Below are 17,265 nucleotides of genomic sequence, written 5' to 3' on the forward strand. Positions count from 1 at the left end.
AGACGGCAGTATCGGTGTATGGACAACTCTAGCGGAGTCGGCGTACTCGACAAGGCCGTTCTCGTGCTCAACGCCCTTGAAGCCGGCCCGGCGTCCCTCGCGCAGCTCGTCCAGGCCACGGGCCTGGCCCGCCCCACGGCCCACCGGCTGGCCGTCGCCCTTGAGCACCACCGCATCGTCTCCCGCGACACGCAGGGACGTTTCGTGCTCGGCCCCCGGCTGTCGGAGTTGTCCACCGCCGCCGGTGAGGACAGGTTGCTCGCGGTCGCCATCCCCGTGCTGACCCAGTTGCGCGACCTGACCGGCGAGAGCGCCCAGCTTTACCGGCGCCAGGGAGACGAGCGGGTGTGCGTCGCCGCCGCCGAGCGCGCCAGCGGGCTGCGCGACACCGTCCCCGTCGGCTCCGCCCTGCCGATGCTCGCCGGATCGGCCGCGCAGATCCTGCTCGCCTGGGAGGAGCCCGACCGGCTGCACCGCGGCCTGCGCGGGGCGAAGTTCACCGCGGCGACCCTGGCCAGCGTCCGCCGCAGGGGCTGGGCGCACAGCGTCGGCGAGCGCGAACAGGGCGTGGCCAGCGTCTCGGCGCCGATCAGGGGCACCGGGGGCAAGGTCATCGCCGCAGTCTCCGTCTCCGGCCCGATCGAGCGCCTGACCCGCACCCCGGGCCGCCTGCACGCCGCCCCCGTGGTCTCCGCCGCCGAACGGATCACCGAGTCGATGCGACGGGCCAACTGAGCCGTACGATATGAGGAGGCGAGCACCCTTCCGGCCCCCTAGGCTGGGTAGGTGACAGATCGCATTGAGGCAGCCGCCGCTGAACTGCGTCCCCTGCTCCAAAACTTCATCCTCTGGGCGCGTGAGAACGCGCCCGGCAGCGATTCCAATTTGGTGGGCTCCGTCGCCCTGTGGCATCGGCTGATCGCCTCGGGGGACGTCGGCCGGTGGAGGCGGGCCGACCTGCGCGCCGTCCTGCTCGACCGGATGCCCCAGGTCGTCGAGGACCCGGACGCGGCCGCCGACGGCATGGTGCCCGCCATCCGCGCCTACCTGACCTTCCTGTCCGAGACGGGAAGGCTGAGCGCGGGGTCCGCCTCGCTCAAGGAGCTGCTCGCCGAACTCGACGACATCGAGGACGACTTCGTCGACGCGATGGAGGACCTCGTCGCCGAACAGGACGACGAGTACGACGAAGAAGACGAAGAGGACGAGATCGACGGACTGGGAGACTTCGAGCCGTTCGCCGACGAGCTCGCGGAGCTGGACACGATCCGGCTCCGTCCCGACAGCGAGCTGGCAGCGGCCGCCCGGGGAGTCAGGCTGATCACCAAGGCCCGCGACCTGGCGGTGTGGGTCGGCTCAGAGCGCCGGGTCGGCGAGACGAGCCTGCTCACCGACGCGGAGATCACCGAGGCCCTCGCCGCCCTCGCCCTGCCCGTCCCCAAGACGGACGACGCGTCGCTGGCCGACTCGGTGCCCGCGCTCTGGAACATCTGGAACCTCGCGATCGACCTCGACTTCCTCCAGCCGGAGGGCGAGGACACCGTCAGCGCCGACCCCGACACCGCCGAGTGGCCCTTCGAGGAGGACGACGACGTCCTGGACGCCTGGCTGGCCGGTCTGCACTCGATCGACTACGGCGACCCCGAGCTCGACGACGAGGACGCCACGATCGCCCTGTCCGGCCTGACCAGGGCACTGCTGGTCAGGGTGCTGCTGGCCACGGGCTCGAAGCCGCTGGCCGAACTGCGCACCGAGCTTGAGGAGGCCGTCGCCGAGTTCGACGACCAGGGTCCCCAGGCCTGGGCCGCGGCCGTCGCGCAGTACGGCGACCCGCTCGCCCCCGTGCTCGACTGGCTCGCCGGCTACGGCATGGTCGAGGTCGAGCACGACCAGGTACGGCTGACGCCGCTCGGCATGGAGGGTGTCGTCCACCTGGCCGACGACTCCGACATCGAGCTGGACGCCCGCCCCGCCATCGACGCGATGACGGCCCTCGACCTGCTCTCCTTCAGCGCGGAGCTGCCCGAGGAGGAGGCCGACGCCGAGTTCGCCGCCTGGATGGAGCTGCGCGAGCCCGCCAAGGCCGCCAGGGAGCTGCTTGAGGCCGCCGCCGAGGACGACGCGGACGCCCTGGTCAGGGTCCAGGCGGCCAGCATGGTCGGCTCGCTCGGCGAGGTCGCGGTGCCCGCCTGGCAGGACGCCCTCGACGAGCCCTCCCTGCGCCCCTACGCGGCCACGCACCTGGCCCAGCTCGGCGTCGAGGACGCCCCGCCGCCCACCCAGGCCGACACCCACTGGCTGATCCTCGACATGCTGACCATCTCGGCGGGCCTCGGCCGCCCCGAGTTCGTCAGCAGCCTGGACGACATCGGCAACGTGCCGAACCTCGTCAACCTGCTCGACGTGATCTGGAAGGTGCCGCACCCCCACCTGGAGGAGCTCCTGGAGGCGATCGGCAAGGCCCACCCTGACAAGCAGGTCGGCAAGGCCGCCAAGCGCGCCCTGTTCAAGGCCCGCTCCAACCACAACTGACGCCCTTCGTGGTGCGCCTCCGTTCGGGGGCGCACCACGGGGGCTTTTCTGATTTCCCGCCGGGAAGAACGATCACTTTCGTAAACGGTTTTTCCCGGAAATGCAGAAAACCCCCGGAAGCCCATGCTTCCGAGGGGTTCACCTGGGTAGCCCCGACCGGATTCGAACCGGCGCTACCGCCTTGAGAGGGCGGCGTCCTAGGCCACTAGACGACGGAGCCTTGCTTTAGCTGACAGTGGTAGTCCCGACCGGATTCGAACCGGCGTTACCGCCTTGAGAGGGCGGCGTCCTAGGCCACTAGACGACGGGACCGTGACACTGTCGTCGGATTCCAATGAGACGGAATCCGCGGCGTCCCCCGAGAGGGGGGACACAGCTGGGGTACCAGGACTCGAACCTAGAATAACTGAACCAGAATCAGTCGTGTTGCCAATTACACCATACCCCACCGCGCTTGACCCCCTTGCGGGGCTCGCTGGCGACTCCGAAAGAATAGCCCAGGTTGGGGGTCAAGGCCAAAACGATTGCCGGGAAGGCCGCCGCTGTCCCCCGGCAGGGGGCTGTGCGACGCTGCTGCAGGACGCCCCGATCCGATCCGGTCCCACGTGAGGAGCCCGTACCTTGGCTGAGAACCCCTTCTTCGCCCCCAGCGCGCTGCCGTACCAGCTGCCGGACTTCGCGCGGGTCCGGGAGGAGCACTACCTGCCCGCCTTCGAGTACGGCATGGCGGAGCAACTGCGGGAGGTCGAGGCGATCACCGCCGACCCCGAGCCCGCCACGTTCGCCAACACCATCGAGGCACTCGAACGCTCGGGGCAGGTCCTGTACAGGACGACTACCGTCTTCTCCACCGTCGCCGCCTCCGACGCGACCGACCGCATCAGGGAGATCGAGACCGAGGTCTTCCCCAAACTGACCAAGCACGGCGACGCCATCCGGCTGAACCGCGCCCTCTACGAGCGGATCAGGCAGGTCTCGACCGACGATCCCCAGGAGGCATGGCTGCTGGAGAAGTACCGGGTGGACTTCGTCAGGGCCGGGGCCGACCTGTCCGAATCCGAGCAGCAGCGCCTGAGGGAGCTCAACGAGGAGCTGACCCGCCTGGCCACCGCCTTCTCCCAGAACCTGCTGAAGGCCTCGACCGCCTCCGCCCTCGTCGTCAAGGACGCCGCCGAGCTCGACGGGCTCTCCGAGAGCACGATCAGGGCCATCGAGAAGGACGGCGAGTACGTCCTGCCGCTGCTCAACTTCACCAACCAGCCCGCCCTGGCCGAACTGACCGACAGGAACACCCGCAGACGGCTCTACGAGCTCTCGGTGAACCGGGCCCCCGAGAACTTCGACCTGGCCGTACGGCTGGCCGCCCTGCGCGCCGAACGCGCCGCCCTGCTCGGCTATCCCGACCACGCCGCCTACTCCGTGGCCGACCAGACGGCCAAGACCACCGAGGCCGTCGAGGAGATGCTCGGCAAACTGGTCGGCCCCGCGGTCGCCAACGCCCGCCGCGAGGCCGAGGCGCTGACCCAGGAGGCCGGGTTCCCCATCGAGCCGTGGGACTGGTCGTTCTACGCGGAGAAGGTGCGCAAGTCGCGCTACGACTTCGACGGCGCCGAACTGCGCCCCTACTTCGAACTGGACCGGGTGTTTCGCGACGGCATCTTCCACGCCGCGGGCGAGCTGTACGGGATCACCTTCGCCGAGCGTGACGACCTCGCCGGATACCACCCGGACGTACGGACCTTCGAGGTGTTCGACGCCGACGGCTCACAGCTCGGCCTGTTCCTCCTCGACCCGTACGCGCGGCCGACCAAGCGCGGCGGCGCGTGGATGAACAACCTCGTGGACCAGTCACACCTGTTCGGCCACCTGCCGGTGGTGATGAACAACCTCAACGTCACCAAGCCCACCGAAGGGCCGACGCTGCTGACCTTCGACGAGGTCACCACGGCCTTCCACGAGTTCGGCCACGCCCTGCACGGCCTGTTCTCCGACGTCCGCTTCCCCAGGGTCTCCGGGACCGAGGTGCCCAGGGACTTCGTCGAGTACCCCTCCCAGGTCAACGAGATGTGGGCGACCTGGCCCTCCGTCCTCGCCAACTTCGCCAGGCACCACGAGACCGGCGAACCGGTGCCCGCCGAACTGCTGGAGAAGATGAAGGCGGCCGAGAAGTTCAACCAGGGCTTCGCGACCGTGGAGTATCTCGCCGCCGCGCTCCTCGACTGGGCCTGGCACAAACTGGCCCCCAGCCAGGGCGTCGAGGACCCCGAGGCGTTCGAGGCCCAGGCCCTGGAGAGCGCGGGAATCGCCTTCGACCTGGTCCGGCCCCGCTACCGGACCAACTACTTCGCGCACATCTTCTCCAGCGGCGTCGGCGGCTACAGCGCCGGTTACTACTCCTACATCTGGAGCGAGGTGCTGGACGCGGAGAGCGTCGAGTGGTTCAAGGAGAACGAGGGCCTCCGGCGCGAGAACGGCGACCACTTCAGAACGACCCTGCTGTCCGTCGGCGGCTCCGTGGACGTCATGGAGGCCTTCGAGGCTTTTCGGGGGCACGCTCCGAGGATTGAGCCGTTGCTGGAGCGCCGCGGACTCTGCTGATTTGCAGCGCCTGCGGCGCTGCGGGGTTCGGGCGCCTGAGGCCAACGCTTTCCCTCGTCGCTCATCCGCTTCGCTCCTTCGCTCCTCAGTCCAAGCGTCGGCGCGCCCGAACCGACACTCTTCACGCACGGCGCCGGTACCCCCAAACCCTTCACTGCGGCGTGGGGGGCACCGGGGCGGATCTAGGAGGGGGTCTGGGCCGCGTCGGTGGTGGCGCCGGTGAGGATGGCATCTAGGAGGCCGGGGTAGCGGGCGTCGAGGTCCTCGCGGCGCAGGGTGAGCATGTTCTCCCGCCCCGAGGGGTGCTGCCAGATCACCCCGCTGTCCCGTAGCACCCGCCAGTGGTGCGTCATGGTCGACTTCGCCGTCACGCCCAGCACGTTCAGGACGCTCGTGCAGTTGTGCTCCCCTCCGGCGTCGAGCACGCGGACGGCGTCGAGGCGTAGCCGGTTTCCCAGCGCGGACAGGACGTCCTCGATCCGGATCTGGTCGCGACCGGGGTGGCGGTAGCTCATGGTCCCACTGTAGCCAGACATACGAACGGTGAGTTTCGCAAAGGACCCCGACTTGTGGAACCGTACGACTATACGTAAAACTACGTACCAATGACCTCCGCGTGTTGTCGGCCGACATCCACAAACAACACCGACAAAGGGGCACCCTCATGTCACAGTCACCCGCGCCGAGTGGGAACCGCAAACGGCTCGGCTGGATCCTGACCCTGCTCGCCCTGGCGCAGTTGATCTACGCGCTCGACCTCAACATCGTGTTCGTCGCGCTTCCCGAGATCGGCTCCCACCTGGGTTTTCCTGGGCAGACCCAACAGTTGGTGGTCAGCGCGTACGTCGTGTTCGCCGGTGGTTTCCTGCTGTTCGGCGGGCGCGCGGCCGACCTGCTCGGGCGACGGCGCGTCTTCGTGCTCGCCCTGGCCCTGTACGGCGTCGCCTCGCTGGCGGGCGGCCTGGCCACCACCCCGGTGACGATCATCGTCGCCCGTGCCGTCCAGGGCGTCGGGGGCGCCCTGCTGCTGCCGTCCACCCTGTCGCTGATCAACAACCTCTTCGCCGAGGGACCGCAGCGCAACCGGGCGCTCGCGATCTGGGGTGGCGCGGGCGCCAGCGGACTGACCATCGGCGCGCTGCTCGGCGGCCTGCTCACCGAGAGCTTCGGCTGGCCCGCCGTCTTCTACGTCAACGTCCCCCTGGCCGGGCTCGTCGCGCTGGCCGCCCTGTTCGTCATCCCGCGCGACCCGGCCGGGCGGGAACGGCGCAGGTTCGACCTCCCCGGCGCGCTCAGCGCGACCGCAGGATCGACGCTGCTGGTCTTCGCGCTCGTCGAGGGCCCCGAGCTGGGCTGGGGCAGCCCGCCGGTGGTCGGCGCGCTGGCGCTGGCCGTGGTGCTCTCGGTGGCCTTCGTGGTCATCGAGTCCCGCAGCGCCGACCCGCTGATGCCCTTCCGCCTGTTCCGCAACCGCAGTCTCACCGTCGGCATGACCGTCACCTTCGTCTACATGGCGACCTTCGGTGTCCTGCCGTACTTCCTCACCGTCCTGATGCAGAGCGTGCACGGCTACAGCGCCCTGCAGACCGGCCTCGCCTTCCTGGTGCCCTCCGTCGCCATCGCCACCGGCACCCAGCTCGGTGAGCGCCTGGCCACCAGGATCGGCACCCGTACCACCCTGCTGATCGGCTTCGCCGTCGGCGTGGTGGGTACGGCGGCGCTCGCCCTCGGGTTCGACGCCGAGGCGGGCTACGGGCTGCTGGTTCCCGGGCTCGTCGTCTCCGGCGTCGGGCAGGGCGTCGTCTGGACCGCGATGTGGATCGCGGGCGCGACCGGCGTCGCGGACCACGAGCAGGGCGTCGCCAACGGCATGGTCTCCACCGCGCTCAACATCGGCAACGCGATCGGCCTGGCGGTCTTCACCGTCGTCGCCGACCTCGGGGTTGACGAGGTGGCCCCCGAGGCGCTGCGCGCGGCCACCGCCGACGGCGGGTTCCTCGTGGTGCTGCTCACCGCGGCCGGGATGGTCGCCGGGCTGCTCGTCACGCTCGGCCTGCCCCGGCCCGCCCGCGCCGTCTCCCCCGCCGCCGCTCCGGAGCGCGCGCCCCTCTGACCGGATGTCAGGCCTCCTCCAGGGCCGCCAGGGTCTCTCTCAGCCACCCCAGTTCCGCGGCGGTGGTGGCCCTGGCGACCAGCAGCATGCCCCGCCTGAAGGGGTCGGTGACCTCCTCGGCGCGCAGGGGCCTGCCGTCCCGGTAGAAGAACCCCGCCGGGGTCTCCAGGAAGTCGAGGCGGCGGCGCAGCACCTTCGCCTGGGCGGCGGGGTCGGGCAGTTGCTCCAGGAAGGCAAGCAGCCCGAAGAACCGGGTCTGGTCGCTGATGTCGAGGTCGGCGGGCTCGGCGAGCCTGCGCCGCAGCTCCGCCCTGCCCGCCTCGGTCAGCGTGAGGACCTGTCTGCGGGCCGCCGCCGTACCCTCCTCCTCGTGCCGCGCCACGAGCCCGGCCTTCTCCAGACGGGTGATCGCGGGATAGAGGGCGCCGTCGCTGACGGGACGCAGGTGGCCGCTCAGCTCCAGGATCCGTCCCTTGAGCTCGTAGCCGTGCATCGGTCCCTCCCCGAGGAGTCCGAGGATCGACAGGGTCAGATCGCCGCTTGCCATGGGGTGCATCGTATCGCTATACCTCTAAACGAGATAACTCGAAAAGAGGTATAGCGATGGCGTTGATACGCCTGGCCCTGCCGGTCTACGTGGAGCTGCTGACCGCCGTGGTCGCGGTCGGCCTGATCGACCTGTTCTGGGTCTCGGGGCTCGGCGGACCGGCCGTGGCCGCGGTGACGGTCGCGACCACCACGGAACACCTCGCCCTGGGGATCGTCCTGGCGGTCGGGACCGGGACGACCATCGTGGTCGGCAGGCGCGACGGCAGGCGGCCGCTCACGCCGGTGATCCGTACGGCGTGGCTGCTGTGGGCGGTCGTCAGCCTGGCGGTCACGGTGCCCGGCGTGCTGGCCCGGGAGCCGCTGGCGGCGCTCTTCACCGACGACGCGACGACGGCCGCGCTGACCGCGGACTTCTACCTGGTCTCGCTGGCCGGGCTCCCCGTCTTCTACGCCCAGACGCTCACCGACGGGATCTTCAAGGGGCGGGGCGACACCGCGACCCCCATGCGCGTCGCGCTGCTGTGCAACGCGCTGGTGATCGTCCTCGACCCGCTGTTCATCTACACGTTCGGCCTGGGTGTCCAGGGGGCCGCCTGGGCGACGGTGTTGGCCCGCGCGGCGACGCTCGCGCTCTCCCTGACCCTTCTCGTACGGCGGACGCCCCGCGAAGGGCGGCAGGGCCCGAACCGCCGTGACGCCGCCGAGATCCTCGGGGCCGGGCTTCCGCTGTCGGGGGACTTCCTGGCCAGGGCGCTCGTCGGCATGGCCATGGTCGGGGTGGTCGGCGGCCTCGGGGTGGCGGCCCTGGCGGGCTACGGCATCGGCATGAAGATCATGCTGGCCGGGGTGATGGCGTTCTACGCGCTCCGCCAGGCGAGCACCATCCAGACGGCCCGCTCGGGCGAGGCGGGGCCTGCCCTGCCGTACGGCCTGCTGACGGGGTTGGTCGTCGGGGTCGTGCTCGCGCTGTCCGCGCGGTGGGTGACCGGCCTGTTCACCGACGATCCCGCCGTGGCGGCCACGGCCACGGACTTCCTGCGCTGGATGCCGCTGTATCTCGTCCCGTTCGGCGGCCTGATCGCCGTCGGCGGGGCGTTCCAGGCGACGGGAAGGGGCGGCAGGCTGCTGGCCGCGACCCTCGCGGGGTTCGCGGTCCAGCTCTCCTGCGCCTACGGTCTGGAGCCCCTGATGGGGGCGACCGGGGTCTGGGTGGCGATGGCGGCGGGGGCCGCCGTCGCCCTCACACTCGTCCTCGCCCCGGTCCCGCCCCTCAGGCTTCGAGCCTGGCGAGCGCGGCGCGGATCCGGGCCGCGGACCGCTCCCGGCCGAGAACCTCGATCGACTCGAACAGCGGCAGGCCGACGGTCCGGCCGGTGATCGCCACCCGGACCGGCGCCTGGGCCTTGCCAAGCTTGAGGCCGTGCTCCGCGCCGACCTCCTCAAGGGCCGTCTTGAGCGAGTTGGGGTCCGTCGCGACCGTCTCCAGGCGGGCGAGATAGCCGGTGAGGATCTCCGCGGCGGAGGTCTTCATGGCCTTGTCCCACGACGCCTGGTCGAAGACGGGCTCGTCCAGGAAGAGGAAGTCGACGTTGTCCCTGATCTCCGACAGGACGGCGATGCGGGTCTGGACGAGCTCGGCGACCCTGGCGTAGGTCTCGCGGTCCCAGCCGGGTTCGAGCCACGGCTCGCTGCGGGCGACGAACTCCTCCAGGGGCAGCGCCCTGATGTACTCGCCGTTGAAGGCCCGCAGCTTCTTCTCGTCGAAGAAGGCCGAGGACGGGTTGACGTCCTCAAGCCTGAACCGCGGGACCATCTCCGACCAGGGCATGATCTCCCGGTCCTCGCCGGTTCCCCAGCCGAGCAGCATCAGGTAGTTGACCATCGCCTCCGGCAGGTAGCCCTCGTCGCGGTAGGACTCAAGGGCGACCTTGTCGCGGCGCTTGGACAGCTTCTGGCGCTTCTCGTTGACGATGACCGGCACGTGCGCCCACACGGGCGGGGTGAGGCCGAGCGCCTCCCAGAGGAGCTGCTGCTTGGGGGTGTTGGACAGGTGCTCCTCGGCGCGGACCACGTGGCTGATGCGCATCTCGACGTCGTCGACCACGTTGGCCAGGACGAACAGCGGCGAGCCGTCGCCCCGCGCGATGACGAAGTCCTCCATCGCGTTGTTGGGGAACTCGACGGTGCCGCGAACCAGGTCCTCGACCACGGTGACGCCCTCGTCGGGGGTGCGGAACCGTACGGCGCCCTCGGTCAGGCCGCGGTCGCGGCAGAAGCCGTCGTAGCCCTGGTGCTCGGAGCCGGTGCGGGCCTTGACGTCCTCGCGGGTGCAGGTGCAGTAGTAGGCGCGGCCGTCGGCGGCCAGCTTGGCCACGGCCTCCCGGTGCTGCTCGGCGTAGGACGACTGGAAGTAGGGCCCCTCGAAGATCGGGCTCTTCTCGCTGATGCCGATCCAGGCCAGCGCGGAGATGATGCCCTCGGTCCACTCGGGGCGGTTGCGGGCCGCGTCGGTGTCCTCGATGCGCAGCACGAACCTGCCGTCCGCCTGTTCGGCGAGCGCCCAGTTGAACAGCGCGGAGCGCGCGCCGCCGACGTGGAACATGCCGGTGGGGGACGGGGCGAAACGAACCCTAATCACGGGAGACCACCCGGTTGGTGAGAGTGCCGATTCCTTCGATGGCGACGCTGACCTCGTCGCCGACGTCCAGCGGGCCGACCCCTTCGGGCGTCCCGGTCAGGATCACGTCCCCGGGGATCAGGGTCATGACCGCGCTGACGTGGGCGATCAGCGTGGGGATGTCGTAGATGAGCTTGGAGGTGCGGGAGCTCTGCCTGACCTGGCCGTTCACGGTCGTCGTGATGCCGACGTCGGCCGCGTCCAGCTCGGTCTGGATCCAGGGGCCGAGCGGGCAGAAGGTGTCGAAGCCCTTGGCCCGGGTGAACTGCACGTCCTTCTTCTGCAGGTCACGGGCGGTGACGTCGTTGGCGCACGTGTAGCCGAAGATCACCTCGTGGGCGCGTTCCGCGGGGACCTCGCGGCAGAGCCTGCCGATGACCACCGCCAGCTCGCCCTCGTAGTCGACCCTGCTGCTCAGGCCGGTCGGGTAGGAGATGGACTCTCCCGGCCCGATCACCGAGGTCGAGGGCTTGAGGAAGACCAGCGGCTCGCCGGGGACGTCGCCACCCATCTCCTTGGCGTGGTCGGCGTAGTTCTTGCCGATCGCGACGACCTTGCTGGGCAGCATGGGCGCCACCAGCTTGACCCGCGAGAGCGAGTGTCGCTCGCCGGTGAACTGGATCGGGCCGAACGGGTGTCCGGAGATCGCGGAGATGAACTCCTCGCCTGGCCCACCCTCGACCACGCCGAACCCGACACCCTCACCTGTGGAGAACCTCGCTATACGCACACGACAAGGCTAGTAGGGCCCCGCGTCCCACCGGACCGTCCACGCCCCTCCTCCTGTCCATCACTCCCCCAAAGCACGCATAAAGCGCTCAACTTCAAAAAGATCAACAAAGACCCTAAATGCCCATATATATGTTTTCGCCAAGAAGAGGTATGTGCTGGTTAGTGCCCATATGGGGGGTATGAGGAGCCATAGGTAACTTCCGGGGAAGCAGTGCGTCTTCCCCTCGGGGGAGGGAATCGACGTGACCGAAGCCAACACGGTTAACAGGCCGAGGGGCGAGGGCAACCCCGCGCAGGCTCGGACCGACGTCGCCGCGAGCCAGGGAGGCCTGGTGACTCCCAAGGGGACCACCAGCATCGACAGCGGGGTCGTCGCGAAGATCGCGGGCCTGTCGGCCAGAGAGGTGAACGGCGTCTACAACATGGGCGTCGGCACGGCACGGGCACTGGGCGCCGTACGCGGCATCGTCGGCGGCGACAAGAGCACCGCCACCCAGGGCGTGTCCGTCGAGGTGGGCGAGCGGCAGGCCGCCGTCGATCTCGACCTGGTCGTCGAGTACGGCGTGGCCATCCCCGACCTGGCCGCCTCCGTACGCCGCAACGTGATCACCGGCGTCGAGCGCATGACCGGGCTTGAGGTGACCGAGGTCAACATCAAGGTCGACGACGTTCACCTGCCCGGCGACAAGGACGGCAACGAGAAACAGGACCAGCCCGAGCAGGAACCGCGCGTCCAGTGACCGAACTCGCCCACGAGATAGCCGACACCGTACGGCGCTGCCCCGGCGTGGCCGACCTGTCGGGCGGCCCCTTCGGGACCGTGGCGACCTACCTGCCGGGAGAGCGGGTCTCCGGAGTCGCCCTGCGCGAGGACGAGGTCGAGATCTCCATCGTCGCCCTGCCGACACGACCGCTGCCGGAGATCGCCGACGAGGTGCGGGCCGCGCTCGCGCCCCTGGTCGGGGATCGTCCCGTGAACGTCTATATCGGAGGTATTCGATGAACCAGTTCCCAATCTGGTCGGTGGCCGGACTGACCGTCGGCATCGCCCTCGGCTTCGCCGCCGCGTTCGGCGGCCTCGGCGCCTTCCTGCTGGTGCTCGTGCTCGGCGCCGTCGGCTTCCTCATCGGCCGCATCGCCGAGGGCGGCGAGATCGACGTCTCCCGGCTCTCGACGAGACGACGATGACCGCACCGGCCGACGTGACGGCTCCCTCTGGGACACCGGCCACCTCGCGGCCCGCCGTACCGGCTGAGCTGAGAGGCAGGACGGAGATCCCCGAGCGGGTCGTCACCCGCATCGCGGCCTGCGCGGCCAGGGAGGTGGAACGGGTGCGGGAGGTCCGCGAGCGGGGGCCGCTGACCTTCGGGAAACACACCCACGCCACCGTCGACGGAGGGCTCGCGCTGCTGGAGCTCGAGGTCTCCGTCGACTACCCGGCCCCGCTGCTGGAGACGGCCGAGGAGATCCGGCGGCACGTCGGCGAGCGTGTCCACACGCTGACCGGGCTGTCCGTCGGCCAGATCGACCTCGACGTGACCGGGGTGGTCCCCTCCCCCGAGGAGCAGGGACCGCCCCCACAGACCCCACCGGAGGAAGGATGACCATCCCTCCCTCGAACCCTCCTTCAGGCTCCTGGGGAGCGGAGGACGACACCGTCCCCATCCCCGGGACCCAGAGCCCCACCTCGGGGGAAAGGCCCGTCCCGGATCCTGTCTCCGGGGCGGGTCCCGCCCCCGGGACATTCACCGCACCCGGCGCGGAGGTCACGGAGGAGACCTCCCCGCCCGCGCGGGTTCCGAGGAACCATGCCGCGGACCGGGCGGCCGTCAGGGCCTTCCGTCCGCGCCGGGTGGTCCCCGCCGTCATCACCGCCGTGCTGATGACGGCGCTGGGTGCCCTCGTGGCCGCGGAGGTCATCTCCGCGCTGCTCGGCCGCCCACTGCGCTGGATACCGTACGACCGGATGCTCTCCTGGGCGTCCACGACCAGGTGGGACGACTCCAGGGTGCTCTTCGGCGCCGGGGTCGCCGCCCTGCTCGGCCTGCTGCTGGTGCTGCTGGCCCTCATCCCGGGACGGCCCAGGCTCATCCCGGTCAGGACGGGCGACCCGGAACTGATCATCGGCATGCAGCCGAGGGGCTTCACCCGTGCCCTGACCCACGCCGCCGAGCAGGTGCCCGGGATCGACCGCGCCCGCGTCAAGCTGCGGGGCAAGACCGCCGAGGTGACGGCCCACAGCCCGCTGCGTGAGCCGGCCGGGCTCGCCGAGGCCGTACAACGGGCCGTGACCACGCGGATCGCCGCCCTCGGCCCGCTGAAGGACTACCCGGTGCGTGTGCGCCTGCGAGGGGAGTGAGCGCCGTGAACAGGAAGACCGGACGCGGCAACAGGATCGGCCTGTTGATCATGGGTTTGCTGCTGTTGCTCCTCGGCGGCTACACACTCGCCAGGGGCACGCACGCGCTGCCCAGGGCGGTGGCGCCCGGGGACGAACCGCTGGTCAACGACCCGGTGCGGACCGCCTTCGCCACCTACTCGCCGTGGCTGTGGTGGGCGATCGCCCTGGCCGCGGTCGTGCTGGCCCTGTTCGGGCTGCGCTGGCTCTTCGTGCAGGGACGGCGTGACAAGCTGGGCGACCTCCGTCTGCAGCACAGCTCGGGCGGGACCACCGACGTGCGCGGCTCGACCGTCGCCGACGCGGTCGCCGACGAGGTCGGCGCCCACCCCGCCGTCCTGAGCGCCAGCGCCGCGATGGTCGGCACGAAAGCCCATCCGGCCGTACGGCTGCGCGTCGTCGCCGACGAGGACCTGCCGATGAGCGCGCTGCGCGAGCAACTCGGCCGCCGTGCCATCCCGCACATGCGCCAGGCCCTCGAACTGGCCCACGTACCGGCCATCACCAGGGTGAACCTGGAAAGGCGTTAGCCTCGCAGCCCGGCGTCGACCCCGTGGGGCAGGATGAGTTCATGAGCGTTGTGAAGATCAATGTGCTGACCGTCCCCGCCGAACGGCGTGAGGAGCTGGAACGCCGCTTCTCGGGCCGGGCCGGGATGGTCGAGGCCGCCGACGGCTTCGAGTGGTTCGAACTGCTCCGCCCGCTTGAGGGCACCGACCAGTACCTCGTCTACACCCGCTGGCGGTCCGAGGAGGACTTCCAGCGCTGGACCGAGAGCCAGGCCTTCCAGCGAGGCCACGCCCAGGCCTCTACCGAGGGCCAGCAGGGACACGGCCAGGGACACGGCCACGGTCAGGGTCACGGCCACGGCGGCCCCGCCGCGACCGACTCCACCCTCTGGTCCTTCGACGTCGTCCAGAGCACCGGCCCCAAGAACGGCTCCTGACCACCGTCCCGTGAGCGCGGCGGGCACGGCTTTCAACCCGCCGCGTGTCACCTGTCCAGGACGTTCGCCGCGACGCGGGCGGCGAAGCCGTTGTGGACGAACCGTCCTGCCAGGCTGGTGGGCTTGCGTCTCGCCTGGTCCTCGAAGCAGGCGACGAACTCGTCGGCGATCCCGAGGCGGGGGTGGCGCTCCAGGATCTCGGTCCTCAGCGCCTCGGGGAACGCCTCCGGTCCTCTTCCCGAGATGTCCAGGCCCGTGGACAGTTCGAGCAGGTGTCCCTCCGGGTCCTTCTCGACGTCCACCTCGTCCCACATGTGGCGCACGATCACCTCGGAGGCGCGCACCCGCCGTTCCACCGGCCATCCCGCCGCCGCGCAGAAGACCCACGCGAGGTGGCCGCCCGCCTCCTCGAACGGCACCGTGTGGCTGTCGAACTCCCTGACGAGGCCGAGGTCGTGGAGCATCGAGGAGACGTACAGCAGCTCGGCGTCGAAGGCGATGTCGTTCATGGCGGCGTACGCCGCGGCCCACAGGTAGGCCCGCACGGAGTGGTTCAGCAGCGCGGGCGAACAGTATGCGGTCGCCACCTCAAGGGCGGCGCGGGTGGCCGGGGTCTCCGGGACCACGATGTCGGCGTATCTCATACGGCCCAGCCTGCCGTGGCCTCCGACGGCCCACGAGTGGCCGGAAGGACAGCCACCGATAGGATCCCGCCATGGGGTTCAGGACGATCGCCGTGGTGATGTTCGACGAGATCCCGCTGTTCGAGGCCTCCGTGCCGATCGCGGTCTTCGGCGAACGGCGGGCCGGGGCGCCGGAGTTCGACGTGCGGGCGGTCTCCGCCGAGGGCGGCCCGGTGCGGACGGACGCGGGCATCGCGCTGTCGGCACCGTACGGTCTGGACGCCGTTGACGAAGCCGACCTGGTGATCGTGCCGACCTGGCGGCACCCGCTCGACCGGCCGCCCGCCGACGACGCGCTCAAGGCGCTTCGCGAAGCTCATCACAGGGGCGCGACGGTCGTCGGCCTGTGCCTGGGCACGTTCGTGCTGGCCGCCGCGGGGCTGCTCGACGGACGGCCCGCCGCGACCCACTGGCGCTACGCCCCGCTGCTCGCCTCCCGGTATCCGACCATCAACGTCGAACCCGACGTGCTGTACGTGGACGAGGGTGACGTGCTGACCTCGGCGGGAAGCGCGGGCGGCATCGACCTGTGCCTCCACCTCGTCCGCAGGACCTACGGCCACCGGGTGGCCAACGACATCGCCAGGTCCATGGTCGTCCCGCCGCACAGGGCCGGGGGCCAGGCGCAGTACATCGACCACCCGGTACCGCTCCCCGAGACCGGCGACCCACTGGGCGAGACCCTGGAGTGGGCCCTGCGCAACCTGGACAGGGAACTGACCGTGGACACCCTGTCCTCCCACGCCATGATGAGCCGCCGCACCTTCGACCGCCGCTTCCGCCAGGCCACCGGAACCACCCCCACCCAGTGGCTGCTCCACCAACGGGTCCTGCACGCCCAACGCCTCCTGGAAACCACCGCCGACCCGGTCGAACTGGTAGCCCGCAGATCCGGCTTCGCCTCCGCCGTAGCCCTCCGCCCCCACTTCCGCCGCCAGCTAGGCGTCTCCCCCACCACCTACCGCCAATCCTTCGGCCCCACCTGAGGTTTCTGGTTTGGGAGTACCGGCCTGCGCGCCCCGGTGCCAAGCGTGAGGGTTTTGGGGTACCGGCGCCAAGTGTGAGGGGTTTTGCTTGGGCGCGCCGACGCTTGGACTGAGGAGCGAAGGAGCGAAGCGGATGAGCGACGAGGGAAAGCGTTGGCCTCAGGCGCCCAAGCCCTGCGGCGCCGCCAGGCGCCGCAAAACAAGCACAGCAGGGCCGGATTTTTATCCTCAATGGCCGAGAGAACCATCACACTGGCACGCCCAACCCCGCCAAGCTTGGGGACATGAAACGAGCACTCGTCGTCATCGACGTTCAGAACGAGTACTTCACCGGCGCCCTGCCGATCGCCTTCCCTCCCCGGCAGGAGAGCCTGGCCAACATCGTGGCCGCCACGGAGGTGGCCCGCGCGCACGGCGTCCCGGTGGTGGTCGTCAGGCACACCGCCCCGGCCGAGTCCCCGCTGTTCGCGGGCGGGAGCCCTTCCTGGGAGTTGCGCGAGGAAATCGGGCGCGAGCCGTACGACCATCTGGTGGACAAGACGCTGGCGTCGGCCTTCGCGGGGACCGATCTGGCGGAGTGGCTGGCCGCCAAGGAGATCGACACGCTGGCCGTCGCCGGATACATGACCCAGAACTGCGACGAGTCGACAGCCAGGGACGCCGCCCACCTGGGGTTGACCGTGGAGTTCCTGTCCGACGCGACCGGTACGGTTCCGCTGTCCAACAGCGCGGGCACCGCGACCGCCGAGGAGGTGCACAACCACGTGCTGGTGGTGATGGCCTCGAACTTCGCCTCCGTGGTGACCACCGCGGAGTGGATCGACGCGGTCAAGGCCGGTGAGCCGCTCGCCCGTCCCAACATCTGGGCGAGCACCGAGATCGCCCGCGCCACCTCCTGATCGGCGCGAAACGTACTGCCGGGGGCGCTTCGTGCGCCCCTTGCCCCCCAAAAGGTCACAGAAGCCACAAAGAAACCAGAGGACCCGCTTTTCCCCGCTGACGCACCGCTAAACTAACCCGACCTGGACACCCCACGGACAGAGCCCGTCCA

At 70.1% G+C, this 17,265-nt stretch carries 19 protein-coding genes and 3 tRNA genes; 14 read left to right on the forward strand and 8 right to left on the reverse strand.

Annotated features, from left to right (window positions below):
* Positions 1-18: 18 nt before the first annotated feature.
* Both FHS44_RS28195 and FHS44_RS28200 read left to right on the forward strand, forming a co-directional pair.
* Complete coding sequence (locus FHS44_RS28195) at positions 19-735, forward strand: IclR family transcriptional regulator (protein WP_184720043.1); 717 nt, start codon at positions 19-21, stop codon at positions 733-735.
* A gap of 51 nt (positions 736-786) precedes the next feature.
* Positions 787-2,532, forward strand: coding sequence for a hypothetical protein (locus FHS44_RS28200; RefSeq protein WP_184720045.1), 1,746 nt, complete (start codon positions 787-789; stop codon positions 2,530-2,532).
* 147 nt (positions 2,533-2,679) lie between these two features.
* Here the strand turns inward: FHS44_RS28200 and FHS44_RS28205 are convergent.
* From FHS44_RS28205 to FHS44_RS28215, 3 genes are all read right to left on the reverse strand, one after another.
* Positions 2,680-2,752 (reverse strand) — tRNA-Glu (locus tag FHS44_RS28205).
* A gap of 16 nt (positions 2,753-2,768) precedes the next feature.
* Positions 2,769-2,844 (reverse strand) — tRNA-Glu (locus FHS44_RS28210).
* Positions 2,845-2,908: 64 nt separating this feature from the next.
* Positions 2,909-2,980, reverse strand: a tRNA-Gln gene (locus tag FHS44_RS28215).
* A 173-nt stretch (positions 2,981-3,153) separates the two neighbouring features.
* On the opposite strand from FHS44_RS28215, the gene FHS44_RS28220 reads away from it, so the two are divergent.
* Positions 3,154-5,130 (forward strand): M3 family metallopeptidase, encoded by a 1,977-nt coding sequence (locus FHS44_RS28220; RefSeq protein ID WP_184720047.1) that lies wholly within the window; start codon positions 3,154-3,156, stop codon positions 5,128-5,130.
* Between the two features lie 182 nt (positions 5,131-5,312).
* Here FHS44_RS28220 and FHS44_RS28225 read toward each other — a convergent pair whose 3' ends face one another.
* Positions 5,313-5,645, reverse strand: coding sequence for an ArsR/SmtB family transcription factor (locus FHS44_RS28225; protein WP_184720049.1), 333 nt, complete (start codon positions 5,643-5,645; stop codon positions 5,313-5,315).
* Positions 5,646-5,794: 149 nt separating this feature from the next.
* Between FHS44_RS28225 and FHS44_RS28230 the strand changes: the two genes are divergently transcribed.
* Positions 5,795-7,243, forward strand: coding sequence for an MFS transporter (locus FHS44_RS28230; protein WP_184720051.1), 1,449 nt, complete (start codon positions 5,795-5,797; stop codon positions 7,241-7,243).
* Between the two features lie 7 nt (positions 7,244-7,250).
* On the opposite strand, the gene FHS44_RS28235 is transcribed toward FHS44_RS28230, so the two are convergent.
* Entirely contained in the window at positions 7,251-7,790 is a 540-nt protein-coding gene (locus FHS44_RS28235) for a PadR family transcriptional regulator (protein WP_184720053.1), read from the reverse strand.
* Positions 7,791-7,846: 56 nt separating this feature from the next.
* Here FHS44_RS28235 and FHS44_RS28240 point away from each other — a divergent pair, with 56 nt between their 5' ends.
* Positions 7,847-9,169 (forward strand): MATE family efflux transporter, encoded by a 1,323-nt coding sequence (locus tag FHS44_RS28240; protein WP_184720055.1) that lies wholly within the window; start codon positions 7,847-7,849, stop codon positions 9,167-9,169.
* Here FHS44_RS28240 and gltX read toward each other — a convergent pair.
* Positions 9,063-10,394 carry a glutamate--tRNA ligase gene (gltX, locus tag FHS44_RS28245; RefSeq protein WP_221461431.1) on the reverse strand — a complete coding sequence of 444 codons (1,332 nt, stop codon included), beginning with the start codon at positions 10,392-10,394 and terminating at the stop codon, positions 9,063-9,065. The two genes, FHS44_RS28240 and gltX, sit on opposite strands and share 107 nt — an antisense overlap.
* A gap of 28 nt (positions 10,395-10,422) precedes the next feature.
* Positions 10,423-11,199 carry a fumarylacetoacetate hydrolase family protein gene (locus FHS44_RS28250; RefSeq protein WP_184720059.1) on the reverse strand — a complete coding sequence of 259 codons (777 nt, stop codon included), beginning with the start codon at positions 11,197-11,199 and terminating at the stop codon, positions 10,423-10,425.
* 244 nt (positions 11,200-11,443) lie between these two features.
* Between FHS44_RS28250 and FHS44_RS28255 the strand changes: the two genes are divergently transcribed.
* From FHS44_RS28255 to FHS44_RS28285, 7 genes are read left to right on the forward strand one after another with little or no spacing between them, the layout of a single operon-like run.
* Positions 11,444-11,941 (forward strand): Asp23/Gls24 family envelope stress response protein, encoded by a 498-nt coding sequence (locus FHS44_RS28255; RefSeq protein ID WP_184720061.1) that lies wholly within the window; start codon positions 11,444-11,446, stop codon positions 11,939-11,941.
* Complete coding sequence (locus FHS44_RS28260) at positions 11,938-12,204, forward strand: Asp23/Gls24 family envelope stress response protein (protein WP_184720063.1); 267 nt, start codon at positions 11,938-11,940, stop codon at positions 12,202-12,204. Before FHS44_RS28255 ends, FHS44_RS28260 begins: the two co-directional genes overlap by 4 nt.
* Positions 12,201-12,389, forward strand: coding sequence for a hypothetical protein (locus tag FHS44_RS28265; RefSeq protein ID WP_184720065.1), 189 nt, complete (start codon positions 12,201-12,203; stop codon positions 12,387-12,389). The genes FHS44_RS28260 and FHS44_RS28265 overlap by 4 nt, the downstream gene beginning before the upstream one ends.
* Positions 12,386-12,805 (forward strand): Asp23/Gls24 family envelope stress response protein, encoded by a 420-nt coding sequence (locus FHS44_RS28270; RefSeq protein ID WP_184720067.1) that lies wholly within the window; start codon positions 12,386-12,388, stop codon positions 12,803-12,805. The genes FHS44_RS28265 and FHS44_RS28270 overlap by 4 nt, the downstream gene beginning before the upstream one ends.
* Positions 12,802-13,560: a DUF6286 domain-containing protein gene (locus FHS44_RS28275; RefSeq protein ID WP_184720069.1), complete on the forward strand. Its 759-nt coding sequence runs from the start codon at positions 12,802-12,804 to the stop codon at positions 13,558-13,560. Before FHS44_RS28270 ends, FHS44_RS28275 begins: the two co-directional genes overlap by 4 nt.
* Positions 13,561-13,565: 5 nt before the next feature.
* On the forward strand, positions 13,566-14,129 hold the full coding sequence (locus FHS44_RS28280) for a hypothetical protein (RefSeq protein ID WP_184720071.1): 564 nt from the start codon (positions 13,566-13,568) through the stop codon (positions 14,127-14,129).
* A 41-nt stretch (positions 14,130-14,170) separates the two neighbouring features.
* A complete protein-coding gene (locus FHS44_RS28285) occupies positions 14,171-14,545 on the forward strand; it encodes an antibiotic biosynthesis monooxygenase family protein (RefSeq protein WP_184720073.1) in 375 nt (124 codons plus the stop codon).
* 47 nt (positions 14,546-14,592) lie between these two features.
* On the opposite strand, the gene FHS44_RS28290 is transcribed toward FHS44_RS28285, so the two are convergent.
* Positions 14,593-15,189: an HD domain-containing protein gene (locus FHS44_RS28290; RefSeq protein ID WP_184720076.1), complete on the reverse strand. Its 597-nt coding sequence runs from the start codon at positions 15,187-15,189 to the stop codon at positions 14,593-14,595.
* Positions 15,190-15,260: 71 nt separating this feature from the next.
* Between FHS44_RS28290 and FHS44_RS28295 the strand changes: the two genes are divergently transcribed.
* Both FHS44_RS28295 and FHS44_RS28300 read left to right on the forward strand, forming a co-directional pair.
* Entirely contained in the window at positions 15,261-16,214 is a 954-nt protein-coding gene (locus FHS44_RS28295) for a GlxA family transcriptional regulator (protein ID WP_184720078.1), read from the forward strand.
* Positions 16,215-16,498: 284 nt separating this feature from the next.
* Complete coding sequence (locus tag FHS44_RS28300) at positions 16,499-17,113, forward strand: cysteine hydrolase family protein (RefSeq protein ID WP_184720080.1); 615 nt, start codon at positions 16,499-16,501, stop codon at positions 17,111-17,113.
* The last annotated feature ends 152 nt before the right edge of the window (positions 17,114-17,265 follow it).

The organism is Streptosporangium saharense (assembly GCF_014203715.1).
Classification (GTDB): Bacteria; Actinomycetota; Actinomycetes; order Streptosporangiales; family Streptosporangiaceae; genus Streptosporangium; species Streptosporangium saharense.

Bases quoted from the DNA above. Each gene is read 5' to 3' on its own strand.
- FHS44_RS28195 (WP_184720043.1), top strand. From the start codon at position 19: ATGGACAACTCTAGCGGAGTCGGCGTACTCGACAAGGCCGTTCTCGTG.
- FHS44_RS28225 (WP_184720049.1), bottom strand. From the start codon at position 5,645: ATGAGCTACCGCCACCCCGGTCGCGACCAGATCCGGATCGAGGACGTC.
- FHS44_RS28230 (WP_184720051.1), top strand. From the start codon at position 5,795: ATGTCACAGTCACCCGCGCCGAGTGGGAACCGCAAACGGCTCGGCTGG.
- FHS44_RS28235 (WP_184720053.1), bottom strand. From the start codon at position 7,790: ATGGCAAGCGGCGATCTGACCCTGTCGATCCTCGGACTCCTCGGGGAG.
- FHS44_RS28240 (WP_184720055.1), top strand. From the start codon at position 7,847: ATGGCGTTGATACGCCTGGCCCTGCCGGTCTACGTGGAGCTGCTGACC.
- gltX (WP_221461431.1), bottom strand. From the start codon at position 10,394: ATGTTCCACGTCGGCGGCGCGCGCTCCGCGCTGTTCAACTGGGCGCTC.
- FHS44_RS28265 (WP_184720065.1), top strand. From the start codon at position 12,201: ATGAACCAGTTCCCAATCTGGTCGGTGGCCGGACTGACCGTCGGCATC.
- FHS44_RS28270 (WP_184720067.1), top strand. From the start codon at position 12,386: ATGACCGCACCGGCCGACGTGACGGCTCCCTCTGGGACACCGGCCACC.
- FHS44_RS28275 (WP_184720069.1), top strand. From the start codon at position 12,802: ATGACCATCCCTCCCTCGAACCCTCCTTCAGGCTCCTGGGGAGCGGAG.
- FHS44_RS28285 (WP_184720073.1), top strand. From the start codon at position 14,171: ATGAGCGTTGTGAAGATCAATGTGCTGACCGTCCCCGCCGAACGGCGT.
- FHS44_RS28290 (WP_184720076.1), bottom strand. From the start codon at position 15,189: ATGAGATACGCCGACATCGTGGTCCCGGAGACCCCGGCCACCCGCGCC.
- FHS44_RS28295 (WP_184720078.1), top strand. From the start codon at position 15,261: ATGGGGTTCAGGACGATCGCCGTGGTGATGTTCGACGAGATCCCGCTG.
- FHS44_RS28300 (WP_184720080.1), top strand. From the start codon at position 16,499: ATGAAACGAGCACTCGTCGTCATCGACGTTCAGAACGAGTACTTCACC.